We start from the raw sequence: 15,501 nt of genomic DNA on the forward strand, positions 1-15,501 counted from the left end.
ATCCAGCAGGTCCCGGCGCATAATAAACATATTAAAGCGGTGGCCGCTGGTGCGTTTCATCACCCGGTCATAGGCAGGCAGATAGTCCGGCCATTTGCGCTCCAGAATGGCACGGGTCTGGTGCAAATCCTGGGCGTGATGTGCATGAATGTACTGGCTGTAATTGGTTTCAATCCAGTAGTGGCGCTTTTTGGGCAGCACAACGCCGGTTTGTTCCAGCATCCGTTCCAGTTCCGGCTGGCTGGCAATCCGCTGCCAGGGATTCTTCTCTCTGTGAATCGAGGCAAAATAGCGCCGGTAGTGCACAAGGCCCAGGTACTGGCAGGGCACATTTTTCCAGCCCCAGTAGAGGGCGGTCAGCTCGCAATAATTGGGATTTTTGGCCGAGATGGACTCGCCCTCATTATCCCGGCGGATGCCAGGCATCACCAGGGGCGGATGGAGGGCGGCTCCCACCTGAACAGGCAGGTAGACAGGGTCTTTGGGCAGCCGGGTGCTTTTGTGCATGGCCACCAGAACTTTCATATCCAATGTTTGCTCCTTCTCTCACAATTGGTGCCGCAAGCGGTAAGCTGCGGCGCCAGGATAGTCCAAGCTTGCACCACAAAAGGGCACAATTGTTTTTATGATACCCGATTTCGTCAAATCTTGCAATGCATTATTCTCTAGGGAGGGCCGCCTGCTTTGTGGAGGCAGCGGCGGCAGGTGACTGATAATCTTTTTTGCAAAGAAAGTGGCTTAACTGTGGGCGGTTTTAATGCGTTGCAATGCCGAATTATGTGAAATTGAGACGGGGACACACTTTACCGTGCAAAATTACTAAAACATATTGATTTTATCTGGAAATGAAACTATACTATCATTACAAACAAAACTTTGATTACGAACATTCCATGGACAAACTAAAAAAGACCGGAAGGGCAGCTGCCCCTCCGGTCTTTTTTTAATCTGCAAGCCAGTTTGATTCCGGCTTCATCACAAGCCGTGCTTTTTCGTAAGCCATCTCTTTGGTAAAAATCGTGTTTGCGCGGTACTGATTGGTAGCGGTTTTTTCAACAGCCAAAGCCATTGTTTCAAAGTTTCCATCCGCATTGGAGATTTTTATGGGAACAAGGTACATGATTTCGTTTTTATAAAACTGAGGAACCACCAGCCTGAGATTTCGCTTAATGCGTAATTTAGCTTCCTCAATCACTCCAACAAGCAGCGTTTTCATGAGTGTTTTATTCATCTTTACCACCGATTCAATCCGTTCCCAGTTATCGTCAAGAATGTGATCGGTATTTATAATAATGTTATAATCCGGGTTAAAGTACAGCTCCTCAAAATTGGTGGTGTATGTTGCCAGCAAAGGAATATCTGTAAAAACATTTAAAAAATCCCGGCTGCATTTATCTTTAAATTTTTTTAATACCCAAGGCTGAGCGCCTGCTTTGGTGTTTTTTCAAAAATGGCAATAATGTCGTTGCCGTTGGGGGTTAGCAGGCCGGTATTAAAGCAAGAGTGATTGCCGTCCGCAGAGATAAGCAGCTTATCCTGCTTGTAGCACTGTGAAAAAGTACCCAGAATGTAATTTCTCAAAACGCTATGTGGTTTTGCGTCATCAAAGCTCCACTTTTCTTCCTCTGCCAATTCGGCAAGATATCGCAGCATATTGTTAAAGCCTGTCTCTGTACCGCAAAACGCATAGGTAAACAAACTGATATCGTCTGGCACAAGCAATCCTCCTCGGGGCAATTTGGGCTGGCTTGTCGGCCCTTTACATGGGGATTAAACAGCATACTGTGGCCTAGCTGGATTAGGGGCAGCAAAGCTGCTGTTTTACAGCAAAAGTAGGTGTTTAATGAAAAATCGGAGCAGGTATCCTGATACCTGCTCCGATTTGGTGCGGGTAACAGGAATCGAACCTGCATGGATTGCTCCGCCAGATCCTAAGTCTGGTGCGTCTGCCAGTTCCGCCATACCCGCAAAACTGGTTCTAGTTTATCAGCTTGACGGGCGTTTGTCAATGGATGAAGGTCACTCTATTTAAAAATATCCGGGAACAAGAAATGGGATTTTTTGGAGCACTGTTTTTTTTATAAATTGCACATACTAACCAGGAACTTTATTAAAAGGAGAAGGATAGGTATGAAAACATGGGCAAAACGAGGCTTGGCGGCTGTTTTGGCTGCCGGTCTTCTGGGGGCTGGCAGCTGGGGATACCTCTATTCCAAATTGCCGGACACCTTTCTGGTACCTCAGGGACAGGGCCTGGTATTGGCCCAACTGCCCTGGCTAAAGCCCCAGGCTGCACAGGGCGTGCAGTCGGTGGCTTTGGCTCAAACCGGCTCCAGTTACAATGTAACCCTTTCTGCTTTTGGGTGGCTGCCCATTAAGCAGGTGCGGGCGGTGGTGGTAGAGCAAAGAGCAGTTACCGTTTGCGGCACCCCTTTTGGCATTAAAATGTTTTCTCAGGGAGCTATGGTGGTGGGCTTTACCGATGTACAGCAGCTGGCCGGCAGTGCCAACCCAGCCAAGCGGGCGGGCCTGAGGATGGGAGACCGAATTTTGGCCATGGATGGAGTGACCACCAGCAGCAACGAGGAGGTGGCCCAGGTGATTCAAAACAGCCAGGGCCGTTCGGTAACGGTGCAGTACAGCCGGGATGGTCAAACCATGGAAACCCAGCTGGAGCCGGTGCAGGACGCTGAGACCGGCCGCTGGCTGGCAGGAATGTGGGTGCGGGATTCCTCGGCGGGGATTGGCACCCTTACCTTTGTGGAAAACAGCACCGGTATTTATGGAGGGCTGGGTCATGCCATCAGCGATGCCGACACCGGCGAGAGCATTGCCCTGCGCAGCGGCGAGATTGCCTCGGTTACCATCACCGGGGCGGTAAAGGGCGCCGCCGGAAGCCCCGGAGAATTGCAGGGGCGCTTTTTGACTGGCCTTGCACTGGGGGATATTCTTTCCAATGGTTCCAGCGGCGTGTATGGTCATTATTATGGTGCTGCTCCCGGCAAGGACTATTTGGCTGCTGCGGCCCAACAGGTGCACCAGGGCAGTGCGCAGATTTTGGCCACGGTGGAGGGTACCCAGCCCAAGCTTTACGATGCGGTCATCGAACGGGTATCCCTTACCGAGGATGACCCAAATCGTAACATGGTCATTAGGGTAACGGACCCGGAATTGCTGGACAAAACAGGGGGGATTGTGCAGGGCATGAGCGGGAGCCCTGTCATTCAGGACGGCCAGTGGGTAGGTGCAGTGACCCATGTTCTGGTAAACGACCCAACCCGGGGTTATGGCATCTTTGCAGAGAATATGCTGAATGCGGCAGACCAGGCAGAGCAAGGGTCAAAATCACAATCTTAACCAAGCAATTTACCAGTTGTTTTAAATTGGTGGGAAAAACTGGAATAAAATGGTTGCATGAATTGGTAATATCTGGTATAATCAAAAACAATCGAGGAACAACCCTAAAATTTTTAATAATTTTAAATCATACAGGAGGAAGAATGTATGGAGTCGATGAAGTTTTTGATGACGGAGCTGGGAGACCGGATGACCCTGGAGTGCACCACGGCCATGAAGGAAAAAGGAATTGAAACCATTGTATGCCAGCGGGATGGCCATGCAGTGCTGGAGGCACTGCAACGCTACCAACCCCAGGCGGTACTGCTGGAAGCATTTATGCCTGGCCTGGATGCAGTGGCGGTAAAAAACCGGTACGAAGCACAGGGAGGTCAGGCACTGTTTTTTGCCATGGGCACCATGCAAAGCGAGCAGATGGAGCGGGAACTGCTGGAAAATGGCTTTGCCTTTTATTATGTAAAGCCCTTTGAGGCCCAAACCCTGGCCAACCGTACCGCAAAGGCACTGGGCCGGCAGTACTCCCAGCGGCAGATTGGCACCAGCAACGACGAGGTGCGGGTTACCAACATCCTGCATCAGATTGGAGTGCCCGCCCATATTAAGGGTTACCAATTTTTGCGGGATGCCATTCTGCTTACCATTGGTGACCAGGATTATATCAACGCAGTAACCAAGCGCCTGTACCCGGAAATTGCCCAGCAGAACGGCACCACCGCCAGCCGGGTGGAGCGTGCCATCCGCCATGCCATCGAGGTGGCTTGGGACCGGGGCGATGTGGATACCCTCAACAGCTATTTTGGCTATACCATTCATAATTTGCGGGGCAAGCCCACCAACAGCGAGTTTGTGGCCATGATCAGCGACCGGATGCGCTTAGATAAAAAACAGCAGCTGGTGTGATATCTGCGGGGTATGCTGTAAACCTCAGTCTGTCTTGCTTATGCAAGATGGGACTGGGGTCTTTTTTTTGGTGCTAGGGGATGTGGCGGCGGTGGATTTTTGAAAAAAAATACAGTATAATAGGGGCAACTGTTGCAATCGAAGGATGTGGGGTGCACAAAGCTGTGCAAACCCTTACAGGGAGGATATACATATGGGTGATACCATTACCGCAGTAATTGTGGCGGCGGGCAGTTCCAGCCGCATGGGCTTTGACAAACTGGCATGGAAGCTTCCGGGCGGCCGCACTGTACTGGAAACCAGCCTGCTTGCCTTTGACCAGCATCCGGACATTACGGATCTGGTGGTGGTGTACGGCAAAAACTTGCAGCTGGCCCAGCAGGCTGCCCAGCTGTGCCAAAAGCCGGTGCAGCTGGTGGAGGGAGGCGCTGAGCGGGCCGTTAGTGTGACAAACGGTGTGCGGGCTGCCCAGGGCCGGTATGTGGCCATTCACGATGGCGCACGCCCCTTTGTAAGCCAGCGGCTCATCCACGATGTGATTGAGGCCGCTTGCCGGTGGGGTGCAGCTGCCCCCGCTGTGCCGGTGAAGGACACCATCAAGCAGGCGCAGGAGCAGCTGGTACAGGGCACCCCCCCACGCAGCACCCTGTTTGCGGTGCAGACCCCTCAGTGCTTTGAACAGGCCCGGTACCTGGAACTGGCAGACGGGCAGGGCAATGAGCTGCTTACCGATGACTGCCAGCTGTACGAACAAGCCGGTTTGCCGGTGTATCTGACCCAGGGGGAATACGAGAACTACAAAATTACCACCCCGGACGACTTGAAGGAGGAACGAGCAATGCGCATTGGCCATGGTTACGATGTACACCAGCTGGTGGAAGGCCGCAAACTGATTTTGGGCGGCGTGGAAATTGCCTATGAAAAGGGGCTGAAGGGCCACTCCGATGCAGATGTGCTGGCCCATGCGGTGATGGATGCCTTGCTGGGCGCTGCTGCTTTGGGCGACATTGGCAAACACTTCCCGGATACCGACCCTGCCTACAAAGGGGCAGACAGCCTGGTGCTGGCGCACCATGTGGCCCAGCTGCTGGGCAAAGAGGGCTGGAGCATTGGCAATGTGGATGCGACCATCCTGTGCCAAGCCCCCAAGCTGGCACCCCACATTCCCACCATGCGCAGCAATCTTGCCCAGGCACTGGGGGTTGAGGTGGATGCGGTCAGCGTAAAGGCCACCACAGAGGAGCATCTGGGCTTTACCGGCGCAGGGCAGGGCATTGCAGTGCACGCCGTGGCGCTGATTCAGCGGTAAGCGGCCGGGTGAAATAGGTTTTCAAACCTTTATTCCTATGGTATACTAAAAGATGAGAATTTTTTACCATGTGCCCCTCCTGCCCCGGCAGGATGGCCAACAATGAGAACAGGAGGGCTTTTTGTGGCAAATGGCCTGGATGGAGGACTGCTGAGTATTGTGGATAAGGTGGTAAGCAATCTTACCACCATCTGGCAGCAGCCTCTTAATATTTTGGATATTTTAATTGTGGCGTTTGCGGTGTATCAGCTGTTTGCAGTAGTGCGCAAAACCCGTGCCGGTCAGCTGGCAAAGGGGGCCATTGTGCTGCTGCTGATTTACGCCATTGCATTTTTGTTTGACCTGCGCACCGTGGCCTGGATTATGAGCAATGTGCTGCAAATTGGTGTGCTGGCGCTGGTGGTGCTGTTTCAGCCAGAACTGCGCCGTGCTCTGGAGCAGATGGGCCGTACCGACAAATGGATGGCCCGTATGCTGCGCAGCCGCAAGATGGACCCCGGCCTGCGGGAAGCCTGGCAGAATGCCTGCCTGGCCATCTGCGATGCGGCAGAGCAGCTTTCGGATACCCGCACAGGTGCGCTGATTGTGCTGGAGCGCAGCACCAACCTTTCGGAAATTATTCGCACCGGCACCCCGCTGAACGCAGATGTAAACCGGGAAATGCTGGGGACCATCTTTTACGAGGGCACTCCGCTGCATGACGGTGCGGTGGTGGTGCGGGACGGCATTTTAAAAGCTGCCGGTTGCGTACTGCCCCTTTCCGACAACCTGGAAATTGGCAAAGACATGGGCACCCGTCACCGGGCCGCCCTTGGCATGAGCGAAAACTCTGATGCCGTGGTGGTTGTGGTGAGCGAGGAAACCGGCATTATCTCCCTGGCAAAGAACGGCGTGCTGATTCGCCGGTTGGACCGTCAGAACCTATTCGACCTGCTGCAGGAGGAATTGGTGCCTGCCGAGCAGGAGAAGCCGCAAAAACAATCGTTCTGGAGAAAAAAGAATGGAAAACAAACAAGCTAAAACCATCTGGGATGACCGGCGGATTACCATTCCCCTGTCACTGTTGATTGCATTGGTGCTGTGGATGGTAGTTACCCTGTTCATCAATCCCAATTCCACCCAGCTGCTGAGCGGCGTACCGGTGGATTTTAATTACAATTCTTCGGTTTACATCAACCAGCAGCTGGATATTGTGAACAATCCCCAGCAAAAGGTTACTCTGCGGCTCAGCGGCGATGGATATCAGGTAACCAAGGCCAAGGCAGAGGATTTTCAGGTGTATCCGGATTATTCCATGGTAACCAGCGCCGGAGAGGTAGAACTGGCTTTGCGGGTGCGGGTGCTGAACAGCAACCTGAACATTACCGCTTCGGTGGTAAACCCGGAGCGGGTCAGCGTGGTGTTTGATAAGGTGGAGGAAAAGACCTTTAAGGTAGAGGTGCAAACCCAGAACCTTACCGTGGCCGATGGCTATGTGCTGCAGGGCACCGTAGCCAGCCCAACCACTGTTACTGTGCAGGGCCCAGTCAGTGAGGTGGATCAGATCCAGTCCATTGTGGCTCGCATTGAACCCAGTGCTGATTTGGAGAATATGTCCGAAACTAAAATCAAAACAGTGGAGCTGCTGCCTTTGGATGAGGCGGGCAATCCCCTGGAGCTGCAATACACCACCCTGGACAACACCATGGCGGAGGTAACACTTACCATTTACCAAACCAAGGAACTGCCGCTCAAGATAAACTTCATCAACACCCCCGACGGCTTTGATGTAAACAGCCTGCAATACACCCTCTCCCAGGATAGCCTGGTGGTAAGCGGTATGCCGGAAACTCTGGCAAACCTCACCGAACTGGCAGTAAGCGATTTTGACCTGTCCAGCTTTACCATGGGGCATTCTTACAGCCTGAATGTGAACCTGCCCAAGGGGGTAGAGAGCAAGAGCAACATCAAAACCATTACCCTCAGCTTTGACAGCAGCAATCTGGCCACCCGAACCCTGAATGTAACCAACATTCGCACCATCAATGTACCGGCAAACTATCAGGTGGAGATACAGGACGAGCGCATCGAAAATGTAACCCTGATTGGCCCCAAGGATGTGATTGAATCCCTGTCGCCCTCCAGCGTTGTGGCAACAGTGGACATGAGTCAAAGCCAGGTGGTCACCGGCACCGAAAATCTGTCGGTGAGCATCTCGGTGCCCTCTGCCAACACGGTATTTGCTCAGGGCAGCTATCTGGCAGAGTGCTCCATTACAGTAAAATCCGGGAGCTGAACCAAACCATTATGTTATTAGTACGAGGAATCCGGGTGGATTTGAATTCTGCCCAGCCGCAGCAGCAGGCGGTGCACAAGGCGTGCAAACTGCTGCGCATCTCGCCCCGGCAGGCAGTCTCCACCGGCGTGGCAAAACTGTCGGTGGATGCACGGCACAAAACCCCTGTGCTGGTGTATACCATAGCCATTACATTGGAAAACGAGGGTGCAGAGCTGGCTTTGGCTGGCTCTGCGCCCTGCGTTGCTTTGGCCCGCCCGGCGGTATTTCGTCCCATTGTGGGCAGCGGCCAGCCCTTGGCGCATCGGCCTGTGGTGTGCGGCCTTGGGCCGGCGGGCCTGTTTGCAGCACTGGCTCTGGCACGGCAGGGCTACCAGCCCATTGTGCTGGAACGGGGCCCTGCTCTGGAGGACCGGGTAAAGGCGGTGGAGCATTTTTCCGCCACCGGCCAGCTGAATCCGGAGGCAAACATCCAATTTGGTGAGGGTGGCGCCGGTACTTTTTCGGACGGCAAACTCACCACCCGCATCAACGATGAACTGTGCAGTTTTGTGACCCAGACCCTGCTGAAGCATGGTGCCCCGGCAGAAATTGCCTACAAGCAAAAGCCCCATGTGGGCACCGACCTGCTGCGTGGGGTGATTTTGTCCATTCGCAAGGAGATTCAGCGGCTGGGCGGTACCGTGCATTTTAACACCAAGCTCACCGGCCTGGTGGAAAAAGGCGGTAAGCTGGCAGCTGTGCGCACCACCCAAGGAGAATTTGCCTGTGATGCATTGATTCTGGCGGTGGGCCACTCTGCACGGGATACCTTCCTGACCCTGGCACAGCAGGGCTTGCCTTTGGAGTGCAAGCCCTTTTCGGTGGGCTTTCGGGCGGAGCATCTGCAAACGGAAATCGAAAAAAGCCTTTACCATGCAGCGGCGGGCCACCCGGCATTGCCCCGGGGTGAGTATCAGCTGAGCCATCATGTGGGCCAGCGGTGTGTGTATACCTTTTGTATGTGCCCCGGCGGCCAGGTGGTGGCTTCCGCCAGCGAGGAGGGCGGTGCACTCACCAACGGCATGAGCTACCACGCCCGTGACGGCAAAAATGCCAATGCGGCGGTGGTGGTAAGCGTGGATGGCAGCGACTTTGGGGGCGACCCCCTCAAGGCCATCCAGTTCCAGCGGGAGCTGGAGCAGGCGGCCTTCCGTGCAGGGGGCGGCGGTTACCAGGCCCCGGCCCAAACGGTGGACAGCTTTTTGCAGGCGGGCAGCAGCCTGAACCTGAAACGGGTACAGCCCACCTACGACCGGGGCGTACAGGCGGCCAATCTGGGCAGCCTTCTGCCTCAGCAGCTGGCCGATACCCTGCGCACCGGACTAACTGCCTTTGACCGTAAACTGCGGGGCTACGCTGCGCCGGATACTGTTCTTACCGGCTTGGAGACCCGCACCTCCAGCCCGGTGCGGCTGGTGCGTGGGCAGGACCTGCAATGTGAGGGAATGCTCGGCCTTTACCCCTGCGGCGAGGGGGCAGGCTATGCCGGCGGCATTGTGAGTGCCGCAGTGGATGGACTGCGCTGCGCCCAGGCTTTGATGGCGGCTCATCCACCCCGCAGTGATTCGTAAATAATCCGCAAAACAGCAGGAGGGAAATGAACCCCATGGAAGATAAAAAGCCCTTTGAATATGGTTCTGGCAACCATAACTCTGGCGGCAAGCAAACCCAAAAAACTTTTACAAAAGAAGATTGGCAGCAGCTTTGCAGCAGCATTGGCGAACTGGGCCGCAACATGGCCGAGGAGATGGGTGTTTCCTTTTTGCTGGACCAACAGAAAGAAGGCCAAGGCTCCCGCCAGCTGGAGGAACTGGGCAAAAACATCTCCCAGGAGGTACAGCAGGCGGTGTCCTCGGTTTTGGGCGCAGACTGGGCCCATACCTCCAAAGCTGCCCCCAAGGCGCCGGCCTATCAAAGGCCCAAAGGTATGCCGGTTCAGGCAAATTCCCCCAAAACACAGAGCATCTGGAACGGCCTGAAAAACCGCCTGGTGGATTTCACTTATCTTACCACAGGCACTACATTATGGCTGCTGGCTATTCTTTTTTTGATTCCTGCCTTTGTCAAAGCAAGCTGGGTCGAGCCTGGCCTGGTGATTCTTTCACTGGCCTTTTGTGTGGGCAGTGGTTTGGGCGGCTGGTGGATGTTTCGCCAGCCCAAGCTGCGCCTGCGCCGCCGCCGCTACCTGGATTGCGCCGACCGGCCCCAGGGTGCTGGAGTTGAGGAACTGGCCGAGCTGGTGCAGCGGACTCCCCGGTTTGTAACACGGGAAATTGTGCGGCTGATTCGCAAGGGTCGTATGCCCGGAGCGTACTTTGACCGGGAGGAACAGCGGCTGTTTGCCCATCTGAAGGACTACCGGGCTTTGCAGCAGCGCCAGGCCCAGCAGAGTGCAAACCAGGAAAATCAGGCTCAGGCCTGTGCCCAGGGGCAGGAAGCTGCGCCCCAAAACCAGGAAGCAGCTGTGCTGCAAGGCCAGATTCGGGATTTTTTGCAGACGGTAGGCACCCACATTCAGCTGACCCACCAGGAGCCTGCCCTGCAGCAGGAGCTGCTCACCATGCACGGCCATGTAAGCACCATGTTGGCCTGGCTGGAACATCATCCCGAAAGTACGCCCAAGGCCCGGCGGCTGGGCAGCTATTATATGCCCGCCATCCGAAAGCTGCTGGGCGCTTACGATGAGGTAAGGGAACAGCAGAGCCAGGTGGCCCAGCAGATACGACTGGAAATTACCGGGATGCTGCACACCATGAACACGGCGTTTGTGAATTTGCAGGATGAGCTGCTCAGCAACACGGCGCTGGACATCTCCGCCGAAATCAGTGTGATGCAAAGTATGCTGGCCAAGGACGGATTGGCGGCAGAGGAGACTATTTTTTCAAAGGAGTAACAACGCAATGACCTATCGCGCCTGGCAAGTAAATCAACCCGATGACAAAGCGGCAGCCCGGCTGGCGGCAGCCATCGGGGCGCCCATGCTGCTGGCCCGTATCCTGGTGAGCCGGGGCATTACCTCTGCCCAGCAGGCCATGGCCTTTTTGGCCGAGGACGAGCCCCTGTCCGACCCTTTTTTGCTGAAGGATATGGATAAGGCGGCCCAGCGGATTCTGCAAGCCATCGACGGCCAGGAACCCATGGTCATTTTTGGCGATTACGATGTGGATGGCGTTACCGCCACCGCCCTGCTCTACTCCCATTTGCGGGGCATGGGTGCCAATGTGCGCTGCAAGCTGCCCAGCCGGGATGAGGATGGCTATGGTCTTTCCATCGGCATTGTGGAGCAGCTGGCCCAAAAAGGCTACAAGGTAATTATCACGGTGGACAACGGCATTGCCGCCATGGCGGAGGCTGCCCGTGCCAAGGAGCTGGGTATTGATTTGATTATTACCGACCATCATCTGCCGTCCGGCCCGCTGCCGGATGCCTTTGCAGTGGTGGACCCAGCCCGGCCGGATGACCAAAGTCCCTGTAAAATTTTGTCCGGCGCAGGGGTAGCCTTCAAGCTGTGCGCAGCGCTGGATGGCTGCGCCCCCGAAGATTTGCTGGACTTCTGCGGCGATCTGGCTGCCATTGGTACGGTGGCGGATGTAATGCAGCTCACCGGCGAAAACCGCACCATCGTAAAGCATGGGCTGCAGGTGCTGCAAAATTCTGACCGGCCTGGCTTGCTGGCCCTGCTGGAAGCCTGCGGCCTGGGCGAAAAGCCCGTTACCAGCGAGAGTATCAGCTTTGCCATTGCGCCCCGCCTGAATGCAGCCGGGCGTATGGATTCCGCTGTAACGGCCCTGCAGCTGCTGCTGTGCGAGGACGACCTGCGGGCGGAACAGCTCACCGAGCACCTGGTAGAAAACAACACCGCCCGGCAGGAGGCAGAGCAGCGCATTATGGCAGAAGCCCAGGCTCAGCTGGCCGCAGACCCCCAGCGGCGCAACGACCGGGTGATTGTGGTGTGGGGCGAGGGCTACCATCAGGGGGTGATTGGCATTGTGGCCAGCCGCCTGGTGGAACAGTACGGCAAGCCTGTTATCGTAATTTCTCTGGCAGATGGAGAGGGCAAGGGCTCTGGCCGCAGTGTGCCCGGTTTTCACCTGCACAAAGCCATCTGCGCCTGCGGCGATTTGCTGCTGCGGTACGGCGGCCACGCAATGGCAGCGGGCCTTTCCATCCAGGAACAAAACATTCCGGCCCTGCGCCAGGCCCTCAACCAGTTTGCAGCCCAGGAATACCCGGTGCTGGAAAGCCCGCCCCTCCAGCTGGATGTGGCGGTCAAGCTGGATCGCCTTACCGTGGAGGATGTGCAGGGGCTGGACTACCTGGCGCCCTGCGGCAACGGCAACCCCGCCCCGCTGTTTATGCTGGAGGATGCCATGATTGAGGGGATTTACCCGGTAAGCGACGGGCGCCATTGCCGGCTGCGGCTTCATCAGGGGATGTCCACCCTGTATGCGGTGTATTTTGGCATGAACCCTGCCCAGCTGCCCTATCAGATTGGCGACCGGGTGGACGCTGCCCTCAGCCTTTCGGTCTACGAGGGCAAAAACGGACCCCAGATGTCCGGCCGGATCAAGGAGCTGCGGCCCAGCGGCCTGCCCCCCACGGTGGCAAAACAGGCAGCACTGTTTGATGCATTCCGCCACGGCGCACCCATGACAGCGGCGGACCGGCAGCTGCTGATGCCTCAGCGCAGCCATATTGTGGCATTGTACCGCATGATTCAGGAGGGGACGGTCTGGGCGCAGGATTTGCAGCCGGTGTTTGCCAAGCTGGGTCCCGAAAATACCGCCCGCACCCTGGTAGGGCTGGAAGCTCTCACCCAGCTTGGTCTGGTGGAGATTTGCGAGGATAGCCAGGCCAACAAATATGCACCCATCCCCGTGGCGCAAAAGCAGGATTTGTTCTCGGCACCTATCTTTAAGGCATTGGAGGCATAACCATGGCAGAATATGTAACCTATCAGGATTTAAAACAGATGATTCAGGAAAGCGGCCGTGCCTATGACATGGATGTACTGGATCGGGCTTATAAATTGGCAGAGCAGGCTCACAAGGACCAGCGCCGCCGCTCCGGCGAGCCATACATCTGCCATCCCATCCATGTGGCCATGCTGCTGGTGGAACTGGGAATGGATACCGAAAGCCTGGCCGCTGCCCTGATGCACGATGTGGTGGAGGATACCAGCATTTCGCTGGAACAGATTCAGGCACAGTTTGGCCAGGATGTAGCCCACATGGTGGACGGTGTAACCAAGCTGACCAAAATCGTGTTTTCCTCGGTGGAGGAACAGCAAGCCGAAAACCTGCGCAAGATGCTCATGGCCATGAGCCAGGATGTGCGGGTGATGATTATTAAGCTGTGCGACCGGCTGCACAATATGCGCACCGGCGACGCCTGGCCAGAACAAAAACGCCGGGACAAAGCGCTGGAGACCATGGAGGTTTACGCCCCCATTGCACACCGGCTGGGCATCAGCAACATTAAGGAAGAACTGGAAGACCGCAGCCTGCGCTACCTGGACCCCATTGGCTACGAGCGCATCCGGCAGGAACTGGCCGACAATGGCGGCCGGGAATTTATCACTCGCATTGCCCAGGTGATTCACCAGCGGCTGGCGGAAAACAGTATGCCCCATGCCATCATGAAAAGCCGGGTAAAAAGCATTTACGGCATCTACCGCAAGATGTATATGCAGAACAAGGATTTTGAGGAAATCTACGATGTATATGCAGTACGCATTATTTTGGATACCGTGTCCGAATGCTACAATGCGCTGGGCGTAATTCACGATATGTACCACCCTTTGCCCAACCGCTTTAAAGACTATATTTCCACCCCCAAGCCCAACGGCTACCAGTCCCTGCACACCACCGTCATTGGCCATGCAGGCATCCCCTTTGAGGTGCAGATTCGCACCCATGAGATGGACCAGATGGCGGAATACGGCGTGGCGGCACACTGGAAATACAAGGCGGGCATCCAGGGCGGCGGCCGGGACAAGCTGGAAGAACGCCTGGCCTGGGTACGCCAGCTGCTGGAAAGCCAGCGGGAAAGCGAGGATGCAGGCAGCCTGCTGCAAGACATTAAGGGAGACTTGCTGCCGGAAGAAGTGTTTGCCTTTACCCCTAAAGGCGATGTAATCAACCTGCCTGCCGGGGCAACGGCCATCGACTTTGCCTATGCCATCCACTCTGCGGTGGGCAACCGGATGATTGGCGCCAAGGTAAACAGCCGCATTGTGCCCATTGACCATAAAGTAATCACCGGCGAAATTATCGAAATTATCACCGGGCCGGAGGACAAAGGCCCCAGCCGTGACTGGCTCAAGATTGTAACCACCAGCGAAGCCCGCAACAAGATTCGTAACTGGTTCAAAAAGGAGCGGCGGGAGGAGAACATCCAGGAGGGCCGCACCCTGCTGGAGAAGGAGCTGCGCCGCAACCTGATTACCATCCCCGATGATAAATGGGACGATTTCATGGCAGAAATTGCCCGGCGCCAGCGGCTGAACTCCACCGAGGAGATGTATGCCGCCCTGGGTTACGGCGGCTTGCAGATCAGCCGCCTGATGGGCAAAATCAAGGATGAATACCTGCGGATGAAAGCAGGGGAGGAAAAGCAGACTCCAACCCAGATTGCGGATGTTCCCCTCAAAAAATACAAGGGCAGCGAGGGCGTTGTGGTGGAAGGCATCGACAATACCCCCATCAAGTTTGCCAAGTGCTGCAGCCCCCTGCCCGGCGACGACATCATTGGCTTTATTACCCGTGGTTTTGGTGTTTCCATCCATAAAAAGGATTGCAAAAATGCCCAGGCCAGCATTCAGGACCCGGAAAATCGGGGCCGCTGGGTGAATGCCTATTGGGAGGACACCAAGCAGGAAAGCTACAAGGCTTCGCTGGAACTGATGGCCATGAACCGGGAGGGCCTGGTGGGCGATGTGGCCATGACCCTGAGCGATATGCGGGTGCCCATTTATGCCATGAGCGCCCGCATGGTGGACAATGGCCGGGCGGCCATGTCCCTGACGGTGGGCATTGCCAGCACCGAACACCTGAACAATGTACTCAACCGGCTGCGCCATCTGCGGGATGTGATTCTGGTTACCCGTGTATAAGCGGCAGCCACCGGAAAGGAGAAAGGAACCATGCGTGCCGTTGTGCAGCGAGTGAGCAGTGCCAGCGTGGTGGTAAACGGCGGTCAGCCCCGTACCATCGGCCCCGGCCTGGTAATTTTGCTGGGCATCCGAGAAGGGGACAGCCTGGATGTGGTGCCCAAACTGGCGGAAAAATGCGCCCATCTGCGGATTTTTTCTGATGAAGAAGGAAAGCTGAATAAAAGTGCGGTGGAGCTTGGGTATTCCGCCCTGGTGGTAAGCAATTTTACTTTGTACGGCTCCACCAAAAAGGGCAAGCGCCCCAGCTTTACCCAGGCGGCCCGGCAGCCCCTTTCGCTGGATGCCTACCAGGCTTTTTTGCAGGAGTTGGGCCGTCAGGGCCTGGCCCAGGTGCAGCATGGAGAATTTGGTGCCGATATGCAGGTAAGCCTGGTGAACGATGGCCCGGTTACCCTGATTCTGGACACCGACGAATGGCAGCAAGGTTAACCCGCTGCGTTTAAG

General features: G+C 55.8%; 11 protein-coding genes, 1 tRNA gene and 1 pseudogene. 10 read left to right on the plus strand and 3 right to left on the minus strand.

Annotated elements, in window-relative coordinates:
• The 3 genes and pseudogenes from ACH2EM_RS03480 to ACH2EM_RS03490 form a co-directional block, all read right to left on the minus strand.
• A partial coding sequence (locus ACH2EM_RS03480; protein WP_395150690.1) for a DUF4422 domain-containing protein occupies positions 1–525 on the minus strand: 525 nt, incomplete at its 3' end.
• Between the two features lie 418 nt (positions 526–943).
• Positions 944–1,653, minus strand: a pseudogene (locus ACH2EM_RS03485) (DUF3825 domain-containing protein).
• A 230-nt stretch (positions 1,654–1,883) separates the two neighbouring features.
• Positions 1,884–1,968, minus strand: a tRNA-Leu gene (locus ACH2EM_RS03490).
• A 162-nt stretch (positions 1,969–2,130) separates the two neighbouring features.
• On the opposite strand from ACH2EM_RS03490, the gene spoIVB reads away from it, so the two are divergent.
• The 10 genes from spoIVB to dtd all read left to right on the plus strand — a co-directional run bounded on the left by spoIVB (position 2,131) and on the right by dtd (position 15,486).
• Positions 2,131–3,357 (plus strand): SpoIVB peptidase, encoded by a 1,227-nt coding sequence (gene spoIVB, locus ACH2EM_RS03495; protein WP_395150691.1) that lies wholly within the window; start codon positions 2,131–2,133, stop codon positions 3,355–3,357.
• 147 nt (positions 3,358–3,504) lie between these two features.
• On the plus strand, positions 3,505–4,257 hold the full coding sequence (gene spo0A / locus ACH2EM_RS03500; RefSeq protein ID WP_395150692.1) for a sporulation transcription factor Spo0A: 753 nt from the start codon (positions 3,505–3,507) through the stop codon (positions 4,255–4,257).
• A 193-nt stretch (positions 4,258–4,450) separates the two neighbouring features.
• Positions 4,451–5,566, plus strand: coding sequence for a 2-C-methyl-D-erythritol 2,4-cyclodiphosphate synthase (ispF, locus tag ACH2EM_RS03505; protein WP_395150693.1), 1,116 nt, complete (start codon positions 4,451–4,453; stop codon positions 5,564–5,566).
• 123 nt (positions 5,567–5,689) lie between these two features.
• Entirely contained in the window at positions 5,690–6,586 is an 897-nt protein-coding gene (cdaA, locus tag ACH2EM_RS03510) for a diadenylate cyclase CdaA (protein ID WP_395150694.1), read from the plus strand.
• Positions 6,567–7,841, plus strand: coding sequence for a YbbR-like domain-containing protein (locus tag ACH2EM_RS03515; protein WP_395150695.1), 1,275 nt, complete (start codon positions 6,567–6,569; stop codon positions 7,839–7,841). Before cdaA ends, ACH2EM_RS03515 begins: the two co-directional genes overlap by 20 nt.
• Before the next feature lie 11 nt (positions 7,842–7,852).
• The gene (locus tag ACH2EM_RS03520; RefSeq protein ID WP_395150696.1) at positions 7,853–9,454 is read left to right on the plus strand and encodes an NAD(P)/FAD-dependent oxidoreductase; all 1,602 of its coding nucleotides are present in this window, start codon (positions 7,853–7,855) and stop codon (positions 9,452–9,454) included.
• Between the two features lie 35 nt (positions 9,455–9,489).
• Positions 9,490–10,776 carry a hypothetical protein gene (locus ACH2EM_RS03525; RefSeq protein ID WP_395150697.1) on the plus strand — a complete coding sequence of 429 codons (1,287 nt, stop codon included), beginning with the start codon at positions 9,490–9,492 and terminating at the stop codon, positions 10,774–10,776.
• 7 nt (positions 10,777–10,783) lie between these two features.
• On the plus strand, positions 10,784–12,817 hold the full coding sequence (gene recJ / locus ACH2EM_RS03530; protein ID WP_395150699.1) for a single-stranded-DNA-specific exonuclease RecJ: 2,034 nt from the start codon (positions 10,784–10,786) through the stop codon (positions 12,815–12,817).
• Between the two features lie 2 nt (positions 12,818–12,819).
• Positions 12,820–14,997, plus strand: a complete 2,178-nt coding sequence (locus tag ACH2EM_RS03535; RefSeq protein WP_395150700.1) for a RelA/SpoT family protein — start codon at positions 12,820–12,822, stop codon at positions 14,995–14,997.
• 30 nt (positions 14,998–15,027) lie between these two features.
• Positions 15,028–15,486 (plus strand): D-aminoacyl-tRNA deacylase, encoded by a 459-nt coding sequence (gene dtd, locus ACH2EM_RS03540; protein ID WP_395150701.1) that lies wholly within the window; start codon positions 15,028–15,030, stop codon positions 15,484–15,486.
• The last annotated feature ends 15 nt before the right edge of the window (positions 15,487–15,501 follow it).

The organism is uncultured Allofournierella sp. (genome assembly GCA_944382705.1).
In the GTDB taxonomy this organism is placed as follows: domain Bacteria; phylum Bacillota; class Clostridia; order Oscillospirales; family Ruminococcaceae; genus Allofournierella.